Origin of the sequence: Salinispora pacifica CNR114, assembly GCF_000514775.1 — a bacterium.
GTDB classification, from domain to species: Bacteria; Actinomycetota; Actinomycetes; order Mycobacteriales; family Micromonosporaceae; genus Micromonospora; species Micromonospora pacifica.
In genome coordinates, this window is sequence record NZ_AZWO01000048.1 from 17,733 (window position 1) to 31,773 (window position 14,041).

Below are 14,041 nucleotides of genomic sequence, written 5' to 3' on the forward strand. Positions count from 1 at the left end.
CAGGCGCGGGTCGCCGATGGTGCGGTCCGAAGCGCTGGTTCCGCTACGTAGGCCGGATCGCCGAGAGGTGGTGATGGCTGGTCACTGTGGCAACCCGCTCGACGCGCGGGCGGTAGCAACGTTGATCGCAGCGCGCACGGTGCCGCCCTGCACCACCTCGACCGACCGCTCACCGTTAGTCGTGCCTGGCCGGGCCACGAGGTGCACGGGAGCGTCCAGTTCGACAAACGTGTCGAACGTGCCGACAAGCCCGGTCATCACCGCCGCGGATGGCGCGGGACTGAGCGCGGTGCCGAGTTGACGGGCTGCCTCGACGAGCAGGGTCCCCGGGACGTGGTCCAGCCGGTGATCGAACAAGCCCAGGTGATCGAAGGGCAGCAGCACCCGCGCGCTGGTCTCACTCGCACCAGTACGCACCTCGGCCAGCAGCACGTCGGCGGGTACCAGGCGGCCCACGGTCGAGGGGGGAGCCGCCCCGTCCAGGTACGGGCACAGTTGGTCGGACCAAGGTGGCGGCGACCCGCCACGAGCCCGGCGGCGCAGCAGCGTGTAGGCGGCCGGGGACACGACCGACGAGGTGATGACTGTTGATCCGATCCGCACACCACCGAGTGACAGCTCACACCGGGACGTGAACGCGCGGAGCCGGCTGCCGACCCGGACCGCCGCCACGGTGACGTGCATCGTCAGCTTGGTCGCGCCGCCGTCGGGTCGTTGCACATACGCGTCGGCCGGCACGGACAGCTCGCAGGAGTCCATCAGGAATTGGGTGTCGTCGGCCAGGCCGAGGCCGTTGTGGCCGATGTAGATGACGACCTGCCGGCAGGCCTCCAGGAGCAGCATCGGATCGAGACGGCGATTCGCCTCCGCGACGTGTGCTGCGTAGTACGCGTGTCGCTCGGGCAGCAACGCCGTCGCCACATATCCGCCGGTGCCGTCCGGATGGACATCGGCGAGGAAGGCGGTGTCAGCATGACGACGATGGACAACCGCCGGTTCGACGGTCGTGTGAGGTTGGGTCAGTAGCCGGGTGTCGGTCATCGTTTAAGCCCCTCCATGTTTTCGTCGAGTAGTCGGGTGTGGGCGATCGCGGTGAGCGCTTCGAGGTGTTCGCTGAGCGACGTGAACCCGGCGCCGAGCGTGCTCACGGCCAGGTGTGTGGCGCGGGCTTCACGCCACCGCCGAGCCGCGGCGGCGACACCGACCGCGCCGCCGTCGATGTAGCGGACCCGGCCGTGCATACCGATCGCCTCGGGGGGTCGACCCGCCGCCTCCGCCGCCCTTGTCACGATCATCCGGGCCGCGGTGAGCTCCGGCCCGGGCTGGAGTCGGGGCATCCAGCCGTCGCCGGTACGGCCCGCCCGGCGGTAGGCGGCTGGGCTGGTGCCGCCAATCCAGATGGGAATCGGTCGTTTCGGTCGTGGGTTGATCCCGGCCGCGACGATTCGTTCCCCGGAGTGTTCGAAGCTGACCGACCGGTGTGCCCACAGGGCCCGCAACAGGTCAATCTGCTGGTCGAGCCGCTCACCCCGAGACCGCATGGGCCGGCCCAGAGCCTCGTACTCCACTGTGTTCCAGCCGATGCCGACCCCCAGCCGTAGCCGGCCGTTGGAGAGCAGGTCGATCTCGGCCGCCTGCTTGGCGACCAGCGCGGTTTGCCGTTGCGGCAGGACCAGAACACTGGTCACCAGGTCGAGGTCGCACACCGCCGCGAGGTAGCCGAAGAGCACCAGTGGCTCGTGGAACGGATTATCCGCGTCATACACACCCTGCCAGTTCGGATGCCCGGCTGGGTCGGCACCGAGCACGTGGTCATACGCGAGGAGGTGTCGGAATCCCAGCTCCTGCGCCGCGCTCGCATACTCGCGTAGAGCTCGTGGCCCGCCGTGCAGCTCGCCTTGGGGCAGGACCACGCCGATCTCCATCATCCGAGCCACCCACTGGTGACGAGCGCCGCGTCGAGGACGATCAGATAGAGCATGGCGAGCGACGTGGGCCACTTCTGCTCCCTGCCGCTGAGGTAGAAGAAGGCGCCCGCGACCGGGAAGACGAGAGCCACGTAGGGCAGGTGCGCCGCGACCGACATTCGCCACGGCTCGGTGACCGCGGCCAGCAGGGCGCACGCGAGCAGAGCCCAGCCGAGCGTGAGTACACCGCTGCCGGTGACCCCGAGTACGGTCGCCGAGTAGGTCCGGGCCCCCGGGTCGGGATCGCGTACTGTCTTGCGGGCGAATTCGAAGTGCAGGAACGCGGCGGCGAAGACAATGATCAGCAGGGCTGGGCGGATCCCCGGCGGTACCACCTCCGCGCCGGTCACGGACGTGTACAGGTAGACGCCGATCAGCAACTGCACCGGGTACGCCACGACGATGTAGAGCAGGGCCCGATCACGCAGTCTCGGCGAGTGCAGCGTGAGCCGAGTGACCAGCGCGGTGTAGCCCACGAGGAGCGCCACGGCCACCGCCGACCAGGGGGCGAGCGGAACGTTGACGACGATCGCCAGGGCTGCCGTCGCCCAACCGGCGCGGCGCAGCTCGGGCACGCTGACCAGGCCGGTGATCAGCGGACGGTCCGGGTTGTAGATCCGGTCGTACGACTCGTCCATTCGCTCGTCGGCGAGCCGTAGGTGCAGCAGGACCACGATGATCGTCATGGCCCGGACCAGCGACCCGACCGACGGCCGCCAGACGCCCCCCGCTGTCATGACCGCGGCGGCCTCGTATGCGCATGCCCACAGCAGTCCGTAGGTGACGTGCACTCCCGGCGCGAAGACAGCGCCCAGGAACGCGCGGTAGCGCAGCAGCGCCGGGGCCTGCCCGACAGCGCTGCTCATGACGCAGCCACGGTGGCCAGGGACCGCCACCGGCCAGGATCGGCTCCGGCCAGCAGTTGTCCGTACCGTGGGCGGGACAGTGATACCGCGTGGCTGCCCACCACGATGAAATCCCAACCGGTCAGCGGTAGGTCCGCCGACCAGATCACGTTGACCAGCGGTGCCCAGCTCGCCGGGTCGCTGGTCGTCGAGGCTAGCGTGTGACCCAGGGTCCGGCGTACCTCGTCCGGCAGGGCCGTCGTGGCGAGTAGGTCCCGCACAGTCCTGGTCAGGCGGCGGGCCGAGGCAACGAAGTCCAGATCATGCGGGGGATGTGCGGCGTACAGCTCTCGGGCGATCGCGGTCGTCTGATCATGCTGGTCCGTGTTCGCCAGTGCCTGGCCGATCAGTGCGCGACGCTCCCGGTGGTCCAGCAGGATGCCAAGCTCCCGGACGAGGTCGGCCGGCTCGTCCGAGGCGTGCACCAGGTTGAGGAGGAAGCCGAAGTCGCCGAGCCGGGCGCGCAGCTGGCCCGGACGGCGCCGCGCCGGATCGGCCGGTCCCTTGTTGACGCTGAGCGCGACCGTGGCCGGCACATCGGCGGGTTCGGTGAGACGGGCCAGGACCACCAACGAGTCAGACCGCTCACACAGCGCGTCAGCAAGGAGACAGCGCTGGGGTGTCGCTCGGTTCAGCTGGTAGTGCCAGACCGCCCGGACCGACTCCCGGCGCATCCGCAGTCGCCGCACTGCCACGACCCGGAAGTTCGCTTCGCGCAGCCATTCGACGACTCGTTCGATCGAACGCGACGCCACCGCGTCCGGCTTCATCAACAGCATGGCATGCTCGTACGCGAATCGCACCGGGTCGGATGCCAGCGTGGACAGCTGCTCGTACGCCTCCAGGAAGTAGCTGTCGGTGCCGTGATAGCGCTGCTTGTCCGGATCGTGGGTCAGGCCTTCGGGGAACGGCGGTCCGTGGGCCGCGACACTGCTCACCGCTGGCTAGCCCGGCTCAGGGCCTCCGCCACGCTCGGCAGGGGCGCGCCCAGGTAGCCCGCCCTGACCGCGTAGTCGATGATCCGCCGCAGGTGGTTCGGCCCGTTGGGTAGGCGCTTGTGCCTCCGGAACCCGGCCGCGGCGGTGTCGTCGAAGTGCTGCTGGCGGCGGAAGTAGCTCTCGTACAGCGACATGACCCGGTGCCAGTAGGCGCGTTCGAGGTCCGACAGCATGGCTGGGTCGAAGTTGGCGGGGGCGATGTAGCGGGGAACGTGGAACGATGGGTACTCGGCCAGCACGTCGGAGATGTCGCGCATCCGCACCGACGATCCCACCGCGTGCAGCGTGCGGTTGCTGGCCCGGTCGATGTCGTCGGCCACGGCGGTGATCAACGCTGCCACATGGTCGACCGGCACAAGGTCGACGCAGGCGTCGAAGTAGCCCGGGATCGAGCCGATCCGACCCTCGGACAGGAGCTTCAGCACGACGTACAGGTTCTTGAAGTCACGGACCGCGCCGGTGCGGGCGGCACCGACGACGACACTGGGTCGGATCACCACGGTCGGCAGGCTCTCCGCGGCGGCCTTTCGCACCAGTTGCTCCGCGGCGAGTTTGCTCTCCTCGTACGGGTTGCCGAACCGCTGCCCGACGTCGAGTTGGGACTCCAGGATCATGCCGTCCCGCTCGCCGCACACGTAGGCGGTGCTGACGTGCACCAGCGGGGTGGATCGCTCGCGGGCCAGTTCCAGCACGTGCGCCGTACCGGTCGTGTTGATCGCCTGGTAGACCTCCCGGGGGTGACCGAAGTCGGTGATCGCGGCGGAGTGCACGATCAGGTCGAGCCCGTTCGCCAGGTCCGTCCAGGTGTCGTCGTCGAGGCCCAGCCGCGGAACGGTGACGTCACCGGTGACCAGCCGTACGGTGCCCGCCCTGTCGTCCGTCGACGACGCGACGCCTCGTCCGCTGTTGGCGACCAGCACTCGGGTGTGGTGTACCAGGCCGGACACCCGGTGCCCGGCTTTCAGCAGGCGGGCGCAGACTTCGGCGCCGACCAGGCCGGCCGCCCCAGTGACCAGGATCCGCTTCGGCTTGCTCATGCCCTTCCTCCGGTCTTCAGTTGCCGCCGAACCAGGTTCAGGACGTCTCCAGCGGTCGTCAGGTCCGCTGACTCGTTCAGGTCGAGCGCGGGCAGCCGGAACTGCCGTTCCAGGGCCATCGCCAGCTCGATCAGCCGAATCGAGTCGAACATCAGGTCGTCGCGTAGGTGGGTCTCCGCCCCGACGCGGGGGAGTGGGTGCGGTGCCATTGCGGCGATGATCGCGTAACCGGTCGATTCGTCGAACGCGTTGTCCATCACGTCTCCTGTGCTGCGGCGCCGGCCCGTGCGTGCGGCTGCACACCGCCGCTGGAGAGCAGGTCCTGCGCCTCGTCGAGGGGGAGTTGCTGGTCCAGATATGCGCCGAGGCGCAGCAGGTCGTAACCGATGTCGAGGGTGCGCTGCCAGCCGTCCGCGGAGTCGAACGACGACGGGAACGCCCCACCGCCCGAGGCCTTCCGGATGTTGGTCACGTACTCGCGCAGGAGGGTGAGCAGAAGCCGGGCGTCCTCCTCGGTCGTGGCCACGGTGGCGTACAGCCGTTCGGCGAGGAGACGGATGTGCGAGTGCCCATCGGGCAGCAGATCGAGTCGGTGCAGCAGCTCGGGATCCGGCGGCAACGGACTCACACCGTGCGCGCTGAGCAGGGCACGTAGCCCGCCGTTGACCGCGCGCGCCGTGGTGAGTGCGGCGACCCGCCACTGTTCGCGGTCGAGTGCGCCCTGCAGGTCCTCCAGAGCGTTCTCGATCATGAAGTTTCCCCACATCAGTGCCATCGCGGCGGCGGCGAAGCGCGGCGCCGGCAGGGGTAGCAACGCGATCGCGCGGGGATGCGGCGGCTCGGCGCCGGCGACACCCAGGATCGGGCTGCTGGTCGCCGGGGCGGGGGTGATGGGGCCGAGCGGCGCGGCCATCGGAATCCGTGGTGAGATCGGAGCACCCTGCCAGGTGATCCGGATCAGGCCGTACCGGAGGTAGGCGGCGATCAGCTCACCCGGGTCGGCGACGCCCGTCCGTTCGGCGTCGGCCATCAGCGCCGCGAGCGGTCGTCCCCAGACGATGCGTCGCCACACCCGCGTGGCGGCGTCGCCGAGGACGAAGACGTCACGTCGGTCACGTACCAGGTGTACCTGGTCGTCGATCTGCCAGGTGGTCACTGCCGGCACTCGGGCAACGACCAGCCGTTGCGGATCTTCGGCGCAGCCCGGCACGCCGAGGTCCGCGACCAGGCGTATGCAGTCGCGCGTGTGCTCGATCTCCTCGCCGGCGCCGGGCTCCGCGTTGATGGTCTGCCAGTAGCGTTCGACCAGCGGATCCCCGACGAGCCGGTCGAGCTGCAGCGAGAGCCACTTCGGCTCGATGTACGTCTCGCCGTGGCGTGCCAGGTAGCTCTTGGCGGCCTGCTGGAGTCCCGCCCGTGCCCACACGGCGGCCGACTCCACCTGGTCCAGGGCGAGCAGCGCGATGGAGTGTCGGATGGACTGCCGCGCGTGTTCCGCCCACCACGTGGTCATGACGACGGCGAAGTCGTCGTACGCGAGGTGGTCGCGGACCTTCTCGACCAGGTCCGGGCGGTACACGACATGCGCTCGGAGCAGCCGTTGGCACCGGTTGAGCAGGTGTTCGTCCAGTGTGGCGACACGGCGCGGAGTGTGTCCGACGTACCCGTTGACCTCGTGGAGGTGGTCCACGATCTGGCCGACGGATCGGGTGCGGATCTCCACCCGACGCCCCGCGATGAAGAAGATCGTGGGCATCGTCGGCAGGTCGGCCTCCTGGTCGGCGATCAGGAGGAAGTCGATGTCGGAGCGAGAGTTGCCGAAACCCTCGGCGATGGAGCCTTCCAGGATCAGCGCGACACTTCTGGGGTGACCGATACGCTCCAGCGTCTCGGCCGCGAGTGAGCTGATCTCTGCCTCGTCGAGGATCATGCGGGGACCTCCGGCTCGACGATCGACGCTTTCAGGGTTCCCTCCTGGAGGCGCTGCCACATTCCACGGCGGCGTGGCTTACCGCTGGTGGTGCGTTGGATCAGGCCACGGTTACCGACCGCGAACCGGATTCGCGGCTCGACACCCAGTCGGGAGCGCAGGGTGTGGTAGGCGCTCTCCTCCCAGCCGCGGCGCCCGCCCTCGACGAGCAGCAGAACGCCGGCACGCTCGGTTTCCGGAGCGCTGATCACCACGCAACGACTGGGGGACAGGCCGGTCGCCTCAACGACCGCCGCCTCGAGGTCCTCGACGTAGACGTTGCGGCCCCGGACCTTGAGGCTGTCGCCCATCCGGCCCAGTACGAACAGCTGGCCGGCGTGGAGGAACCCGGCGTCGCCGGTGTGCAGGCCGTCCGGGGCGAAGCGGGTGCCGCCGGAGTCGGCGTCGTTGGTGTAGCCCGCGGTGACCGTTTCCCCGCTGACCCTGATCTCACCGAGGTGGCCCGGCGGCAACTCGACGCCATCCTGGTCGACGATGCTGATCCGGGTGCCGAGGCGCGGGCCGCCGCAGCCGGTCAGCCAGCCGTTGCGTGTCGGCACCGGCTCCGCACCGAGGTGCAACTGCCGGGTCAGCTCGACCCGCTGGCCGAATCGCAGCGTGTCCGGTCTCACCTGCACCGCCAGCGGAGGGGCACCGTGGTCAGTGCCGGTCACCCCGAGCGTCGTCTCCGCCAGTCCGTAGGCAGGGGTGAGCGTGCCGCGATCGAAGCCCGCAGCGGCGGTAGCCTGCACGAACCTGTCGAGCACCGCGGGGTTGATGGTCTGCGCGCCGACGAACGCGGTCCGCCATCCGGACAGGTCCCAGCTGGCGATCCGCTCGGCGGCGATTCGCTCCACCGCGTACTCGTATGCGAACGGCGGCGCGGCCGTGATCGTGGCCCGGGTCATGCACTCCAACCATCTGCCCGGGTCGCGCAGGAACTGCGCGGGCTGCATCAGCCACAGGTCGGCCTGACTACACACGGCGGCGAGTAGGGTGCCGACGAGGCCCATGTCGTGATAGAGCGGCAGCCAGGAGGCCACCGAGTCGTCCTCGCTCCAGTCGCTCCACGCCCGGGTGCAGGAGACGTTGACGGCGAGGTTCTGCCAGGTGACCGGCACGCCTCGCGGGACGCCGGTGGAGCCGGAGGTGAACTGGAGGATCGCCAGGTCGTCAGGGCCCGCTTTGGGAACTTCGACCGGTTCCTCGGCCTCCCGGTGCAGGAAGGCGCGGCCGGGTAGGTCCGCCGCGGCCAGCGCCGAGTCGGCGATGTCCTGGTGGCGCTCGGTAGTGATCATCAGTACCGGTCGCGCCCGACGCAGAATGCTCGAGACGAGCTCGACGTACTCGGTGCTGCTGGTGAGGCTGGGTGGGGTGATCATGCAGGGGGTGAGGCCCGCGGCCCAGGCCCCGAAGTACGCGCAGAGCGTCGGGTAGCTCGTCGGCATGAGCAGGCAGACCACCTCCCCGGGCTGGGCGCCGGCAGCGGTCATCGCCGCCGCGCTGCGTCGTGCCGCGAGAGACAGGTCCGCGTACGAGTGGTAGTCCCAGTCGCCCCCGTCACCGAGGAACCGGATCCCCTTGTCGGTCCGGGGATCGACCAGCCAGTTGCGCACATCGCTGAAATCCAGGGTGGTGGTCACGCGGACGTCCCATCCGTGTCGTCGAGGATCGTGATCGTGCCGGTGCCGCCGTCCATCCGGACGGTCATGCCGGTCTCCAGTTCCTGGGTGGCGCCCTTGGCCTTGACGATCGTCGGCACGCCCAGCTCGCGCGCCACGATCGCGACGTGGGTCAGCGGGCTTCCCCGCTCGATGATCAGTCCGGTCGCTGACGGTAGTGCGGCGACCCAGCCCGGGTCGGTGCTGTAGGCCACGATGATCCCGCCGTTGACGTCCTGAGGTCGCGTGGTGACGACGACTCGTCCGGTCGTGACGCCCGGGGACGATGGTGTCCCGCGCAGTTCACCGACGCCGGTGCGGGTGGCCCGGCCGACGCTCCAACCGGCGGCCTCGAGATTGCCCTCCCAGTAGGGAGCGCCGTAGGTCCGGAAGCGCGGCGGCGCGGACATCGTTGCCTGTCGTTCCTGCGTGCGTCGACGCACCGCCACGATGTCGCGTAACTCGTCGTGAGCGATCTTGCCCTCGTATGCCCCGGCCAGCTCGTCGAGGCGCAGCAGGAACACATCCTCGAACCGCTCGATCGCCCCAACCTGCTGCAAGTGCCGGCCGAGTGCGCGAAGCATCCGCTTGGCCGAGCCGAACGCCTTCGTCCGGCAGAACCGTAGCCGCTCGCGCGCCGCCAGTGACCGTGACACCTTGCGGCGGGTCAGCTCGTAGATCCAGCGTCGCGGCCCTCGCAGGTGCTGGTCGAGATATTCCTGCGCGCTGTCGCCGCTCGCTGTCTCCGGCGGAGCCTGTAGCGCGTCGCGCAGCATCAGGTACAGACTCGACGGATCCTCGTGTAGGTCGGGCACCTCCAGCTTGAGCTCGTCGGGGCTGCGGTACCCGTGCGCCTGCACGTAGGCGTCGACGGCCGTGAGTAGAGTGGTGTGCCCGGCAGCCGCGAGCGCGTCGGGTATCGCCGCCGGATCGGTCTCCGTCACCAGGCGGCGCAGCTCGTCGTCGGCCTTGACGGTGGCCGCCAGCGCGGCCAACTCGCGGGCCGGCTCGGCGGACTCCACGTCGGCGCCGGGCCGAGCGGCGGCCCACGTCAGCCACTCGGGGGCGTGCGGCAGCCAACGCCGGCCGAGCATCGTGAGGATGCCCATCGACAGCAGAATTGTGGAGTCGAGCATCTGCATCGGACCCCACCGCCGGTTCAGGCTGTGGATCAGGTCCTGGAACGCCCGGTGCACCTCGTCGGCGGGCATCGCGGCGTAGTCGCGTTTGTCGAAGATTGCGTACTGCTCGTAGAAGTAGGCGACGAACCGCTCGACGTCACGGTCCATGCGCAGGTACTTCCAGAAGAAGGTCGTGCAGGTGACCACTCGTGCGCGTCGGCGTTGCCAGGCCGAGTCGAACTCGTACGGGTACAGCCCTTCGGCGATCTCGTCCGGCAGCGCCTCGTCCACGCCCATGGCGACCTCGAGCAGCTTGCGGTTGACATCGTAGAAGGGCGCGATCCGCTGTAGGCGGTACCAGTTGACGAGGTTGTAGTAAACGCGGCCGTGGAAGCTGCCGAGTAACGCGGGTAACCACTCCTGCATCTGCGCGAGCTGCTTTTCGGGCACGCGTAGGGATCGCGCGTAGCTCTCGTACACCGCGCCATAGACCTTCGAGGCGAACGTGAAGGTCAGCGGGGACGTGATCCCCCGGAAACTCTCCACGATGTTCGAATTGTCCCAGATCCGCAGCTCGCCCATGGGCCTGCTCGTGGTCGGCACGGTGGTGATCGGTCGGCTCTGCAGGATCCACAGCTGGCCGTCCGCGACCGCCCACTCGATGTCCTGCGGTGCGCCGAAGGCGTCGCTGATGGCGCGTCCGGCCTCCCACAACGTGCCAAGGTCGACCCGGTCGAGCGACAGCTGCGCACGGTCGGCGTCCGGTACCTCGATGGCTTCGACGCCACCGCCGGGCGCGGACTCGTAGCGCTCAGACTTGTCGCCGAGCTCGGTCTCCAGAACCACACCGGTGGCCGTCTCGAGGGTCACGGTGTCCGCATCCACAGCGCCGGAGACGATGCCCTCGCCGAGACCGTAGACAGCACTGACCACGTACCGGTCGCCGACACCGGTCGCCGGATCGGCGGTGAACATCACGCCGCTGACCTCCGCGTGCACCATCTGTTGGATGAGTACGCCCATGCCGGTTGTGTGCAGTGACAGGCCGTTGCGCAGCCGGTAGGTCAGCGAGCGTGCGGAGAAGGCCGACGCCCAGCAGTCCTTGACCCGGTCCAGGACCTCGTCGGCCTCGCTGACGTTGAGGAAGGTGTCGAACTGGCCGGCGAAGGAGTACGTGTCGCCGTCCTCCTCCAGGCCCGACGAGCGCACCGCGACACTGCCGCCGCCAGCGGCCTGGTACGCCGCGTGGATCGGGCCGGCGAGGTGGTCCGGGATCACGGTCGCCCGCATCCGTCGGGTGATCTCAGCTGCGACGCGCTCCGGTTCGTCGGCACCCTGGGTCAGCAATACGTCGATGCCCTCGACGTGTTCCAGGAAGGCGGTGAAGATATCGCTGGAAACCACGCTCCAGCGCGGAACATGAACGTCAAGACTCCTCATCGCCGCCAGTTTGGACGCCTTCGCCCCCATGGCTCGCCATTCCGTAACGTCGGTTTCAATGGCGACAGTTGACACCCTTCCTCCTCGGATAGTGTGTTGATCGGCATGCGATGTCCCCCTGGGTGCTGCGGCTACGGCAGCCTTTGCGGCACCCTCCCGTGCGAAAGCCGTGGTCAAGCGGCTCGCGGTCGAAGGCGAGCACATGAATTCGTGGCACGGATTCGTTTCCCGCCACGCGGGAATTCGGTTCGCGGGCCGGTCGGTGTGCTGGATTGGCTGGATCAGTGCGTGTCGCCGGCGACTATTCGGCTGATCAAACCCGGAATCTTGAGGTCGGCAACAGGCGCTGCCGGACCTATCTGTTGATCGTCTTTGGCTTTATCTGGGTAAGCATGAGGGAGGTTCCGGATTTCCGCGGGTTCCTTGAACCCAAGGGGTGTTCGTCACTCTTGCCGAACTCGGCAGGAAGGCGGGGGGTGGGCGACGCGGTGGCCCCTCCCGGTGTCGCCCTCGGCGGCGCGTGCCTGGGTAGGAGCAAGGTTTGGTACCAACTGTGGATGTCTGCGCTCCCCGCAGGTGTACCACTGCGATGTGTGCCTTTGGGCGGCGAGGTTTCCGCACATGCCAGCTCACATATTGCTTTCCTTTGGGGGTTTTGTCCAGTTCGGGAGGGGTCAGCTTTGATTTTCCATGCCGGCCAAAATAGCGGGCATTGATGGCGTGACTGATTGTGGATTCCGCCATTCGATGCTCAACTCCTTGTGGCGTGAATCACTCTCTACGGCGGCATGATGTGTGCTGATATCGCGAGTGCGGAACGGGCAATGGTGCTAGCGATGAAGCGATATTACAGCTAACCCGCTCTGGTTTCTAATCGCTGCTAGATGCTGACGGAGTGCTCTCATTTCGACCTAACATAACAGAAACAGTGGCTTAACAAAGGTTCACTCTCTGTGACCTGGTGGAAGGTTTACGGAGATCAGGGATAGTGGCCTGACACGAACGGTAACTACTTAAAGTCGGGTGACCTGTGTCACCGTGGCGTCGCGGTCGCTCGTGTGGGTTCGGGGAAACCAGGCCGCTTCGCGGGAAAGATGATTTGCGCTTCCGGTTTTACCGCAGCACCGGTAACTACTCGCGGGGTATCGCAGTCCTTTCCCTCCCTTCAGCTATAAGCGAAATTGGTCGATGGATTTTCCCGACAAGCTCGGCGGACGTTCCGGGAACAACGCCCCGGGTTCCACACCGCCACCAGCGCCGCACCTGCCGGACCTTTCAGGTTCGCGGCAGCGGTGCGCCCCACCGGTCGGCTCACCGCCCGCCCCACCGGCGGTCAGCTACCGCGCGGCCGACGTCGTCCGGCCGACATCCCCCTGATCGTCGACCGAGTCCTGCAGGCTCGGGTGGCGACCGCGTTGGAGCCGGAGTGAGAAGCCTGGTTCGAGCCAGAGGCGGCTTGACCTCAAGCACGGTTGAGTTTCTAGCCTGACCCGGTCGCTGACTCCCGACCAGATCCGGGTCCGAGTACGGCCGCCGCCACACCGCCACCGGTGTGCAGCTGTTCGACGCCGGCCTTCGCCAGGGCGGCTCCGGCTTTCCGGTGACCTTCCCGCAGCAGATCGGCAACGAGTACGCCGGTGTGGTGGACACGATGCGCGGCCGGGGCTGACCGGCCGCCGCGGACGTCGGGACCGTCCGCCGCGCCTTCGAGCTGCGGCCCCAACTGCCGCGCCAGGGGCGTCGGCTCGTGGACATCATGACCGACGACTGGGAGATGCCGCCGACCGAGATCGAGGGAGTCTTCGACCGGATCCATACCACCGGTGCGTCCTACGGGGCGGTGCTGCGCCCGGAGATCGTGCGGCCGGTCAACACCTTCGACATGCACCGGGTGGCGCGGTTGGCACAGCACGCCGGCCTGGTAGAGCCGCTGCTTGACCACCTCTTCGACGCCTACCACGCCCGGTCGGCCGACCTCTCCGACCACGTCGTGCTGCGCGAGCAGGCCGAGGCCGCAGGCATGGACGGCGAACAAGTCACCGCGGTGACCGGCGACGGGTACGCCGACCGGGTCCGCGACGACGAGCAGCTTGCCGGTCAGGTGGGCGTCCGGTCGGTGCCGTCGTTCCGGTTCGCCCTTCGCCGCGCAGCCTGCTCCACTTCGCGCAGCATGAGTAACAGGCTCTGCGATCGACGGTCGGCCGGTAGGGCATCCATTGCCCGCTGGGCGTAGGCGACCCCGCCCGCGTTGTCACCGGCTTTAACCATCGTGAGTCCACGATGCAGCTCAATATGAGTAGCGAAACGCGGTAGATCACCAGGTCGTGTGCGGTCGGCTTCCTCCTGGGCCTCGGACCCGGGGCCGGGCATCCCGAGGCGGGCATACAACATGCTCCGGAACGTGGCCATCCGCCAAGGCGGGACGGCGGTATCAGACACCGCGCCATCCGCCGATGCCACCTGGTCGAACACCCGCCGAGCATCGGTGTCGAGCGCGACNGCGCCGCTGCGGTCCCCGCGTCCGGCCNCCACGTGTGCCTGCGCCATCANCGCCTGGACACGTCCGAGTGACGGCCGGTCCGACAGNGNGACAGCCTGGTCGGCGTACCGCCGCGCCGTGGTNAGCGCCGCCCCCTCGTAGGCCAACGCGATNGCGGCCCGGCCCCGNACCCANACCCGCACGGCGAGATCGTCGGAGCGGTCGGCGGCCACGCCGGCTAGGTCATACCACCGGATGGCCTCAGTGGGGTTGGGAGTGGTTTTGCCGTAGGTCACCAACGCCCTGGCGGCGTGTGACCACATGNCCGGCGTNTCCANGTGCTGTTGCAGGATCACAAGGTCGTTCGCGAGGCGGGACTGAAGCACCACGGCTCCCACCGCCATGTAGTCCCGACCGTACTGGTCGACCCGCTCCCGCCAGTCCTCCTCAGCAGTCCGGCCGCG

11 protein-coding genes and 1 pseudogene are annotated in these 14,041 nt (G+C 68.3%); 2 read left to right on the forward strand and 10 right to left on the reverse strand.

Annotated elements, in window-relative coordinates:
• Positions 1-81 precede the first annotated feature (81 nt).
• Genes B118_RS0122400 through B118_RS0122440 form a run of 9 tightly spaced genes read right to left on the reverse strand, consistent with a single transcriptional unit; the run spans position 82 to position 11,173 of the window.
• The gene (locus B118_RS0122400) at positions 82-1,041 is read right to left on the reverse strand and encodes an AfsA-related hotdog domain-containing protein (RefSeq protein ID WP_027648218.1); all 960 of its coding nucleotides are present in this window, start codon (positions 1,039-1,041) and stop codon (positions 82-84) included.
• Positions 1,038-1,925, reverse strand: a complete 888-nt coding sequence (locus B118_RS0122405) for an LLM class F420-dependent oxidoreductase (RefSeq protein WP_018810959.1) — start codon at positions 1,923-1,925, stop codon at positions 1,038-1,040. The genes B118_RS0122400 and B118_RS0122405 overlap by 4 nt, the downstream gene beginning before the upstream one ends.
• Positions 1,925-2,863 (reverse strand): UbiA prenyltransferase family protein, encoded by a 939-nt coding sequence (locus tag B118_RS0122410; RefSeq protein ID WP_028193486.1) that lies wholly within the window; start codon positions 2,861-2,863, stop codon positions 1,925-1,927. The genes B118_RS0122405 and B118_RS0122410 overlap by 1 nt, the downstream gene beginning before the upstream one ends.
• The gene (locus B118_RS0122415; RefSeq protein WP_018223716.1) at positions 2,830-3,810 is read right to left on the reverse strand and encodes a nucleoside-diphosphate kinase; all 981 of its coding nucleotides are present in this window, start codon (positions 3,808-3,810) and stop codon (positions 2,830-2,832) included. The genes B118_RS0122410 and B118_RS0122415 overlap by 34 nt, the downstream gene beginning before the upstream one ends.
• A complete protein-coding gene (locus B118_RS0122420) occupies positions 3,807-4,907 on the reverse strand; it encodes an SDR family oxidoreductase (protein ID WP_028188030.1) in 1,101 nt (366 codons plus the stop codon). The genes B118_RS0122415 and B118_RS0122420 overlap by 4 nt, the downstream gene beginning before the upstream one ends.
• Positions 4,904-5,164 carry an acyl carrier protein gene (locus tag B118_RS0122425; RefSeq protein ID WP_018223718.1) on the reverse strand — a complete coding sequence of 87 codons (261 nt, stop codon included), beginning with the start codon at positions 5,162-5,164 and terminating at the stop codon, positions 4,904-4,906. Before B118_RS0122425 ends, B118_RS0122420 begins: the two co-directional genes overlap by 4 nt.
• Complete coding sequence (locus B118_RS0122430) at positions 5,164-6,837, reverse strand: hypothetical protein (protein WP_028193487.1); 1,674 nt, start codon at positions 6,835-6,837, stop codon at positions 5,164-5,166. Before B118_RS0122430 ends, B118_RS0122425 begins: the two co-directional genes overlap by 1 nt.
• Complete coding sequence (locus B118_RS0122435) at positions 6,834-8,519, reverse strand: AMP-binding protein (protein WP_018810964.1); 1,686 nt, start codon at positions 8,517-8,519, stop codon at positions 6,834-6,836. Before B118_RS0122435 ends, B118_RS0122430 begins: the two co-directional genes overlap by 4 nt.
• Complete coding sequence (locus tag B118_RS0122440; protein ID WP_028193488.1) at positions 8,516-11,173, reverse strand: phosphoenolpyruvate synthase; 2,658 nt, start codon at positions 11,171-11,173, stop codon at positions 8,516-8,518. Before B118_RS0122440 ends, B118_RS0122435 begins: the two co-directional genes overlap by 4 nt.
• A 1,217-nt stretch (positions 11,174-12,390) precedes the next feature.
• Here B118_RS0122440 and B118_RS32550 point away from each other — a divergent pair.
• Both B118_RS32550 and B118_RS28955 read left to right on the forward strand, forming a co-directional pair.
• Positions 12,391-12,528: a hypothetical protein gene (locus tag B118_RS32550; protein ID WP_018223722.1), complete on the forward strand. Its 138-nt coding sequence runs from the start codon at positions 12,391-12,393 to the stop codon at positions 12,526-12,528.
• 326 nt (positions 12,529-12,854) lie between these two features.
• A pseudogene (locus B118_RS28955) lies at positions 12,855-13,166 on the forward strand (DsbA family protein); the annotation flags it as partial.
• 29 nt (positions 13,167-13,195) lie between these two features.
• On the opposite strand, the gene B118_RS33215 reads toward B118_RS28955, so the two are convergent.
• Positions 13,196-14,041, reverse strand: an 846-nt coding sequence (locus tag B118_RS33215; protein ID WP_080678144.1) for a DNA-binding protein, incomplete at its 5' end; no start/stop codon positions are given.

What these genes read in the sequence shown, in the direction of transcription:
- B118_RS0122400 (WP_027648218.1), bottom strand. Translation starts at nt 1,041, where the DNA reads ATGACCGACACCCGGCTACTGACCCAACCTCACACGACCGTCGAACCG.
- B118_RS0122405 (WP_018810959.1), bottom strand. Translation starts at nt 1,925, where the DNA reads ATGGAGATCGGCGTGGTCCTGCCCCAAGGCGAGCTGCACGGCGGGCCA.
- B118_RS0122420 (WP_028188030.1), bottom strand. Translation starts at nt 4,907, where the DNA reads ATGAGCAAGCCGAAGCGGATCCTGGTCACTGGGGCGGCCGGCCTGGTC.
- B118_RS0122425 (WP_018223718.1), bottom strand. Translation starts at nt 5,164, where the DNA reads ATGGACAACGCGTTCGACGAATCGACCGGTTACGCGATCATCGCCGCA.
- B118_RS0122430 (WP_028193487.1), bottom strand. Translation starts at nt 6,837, where the DNA reads ATGATCCTCGACGAGGCAGAGATCAGCTCACTCGCGGCCGAGACGCTG.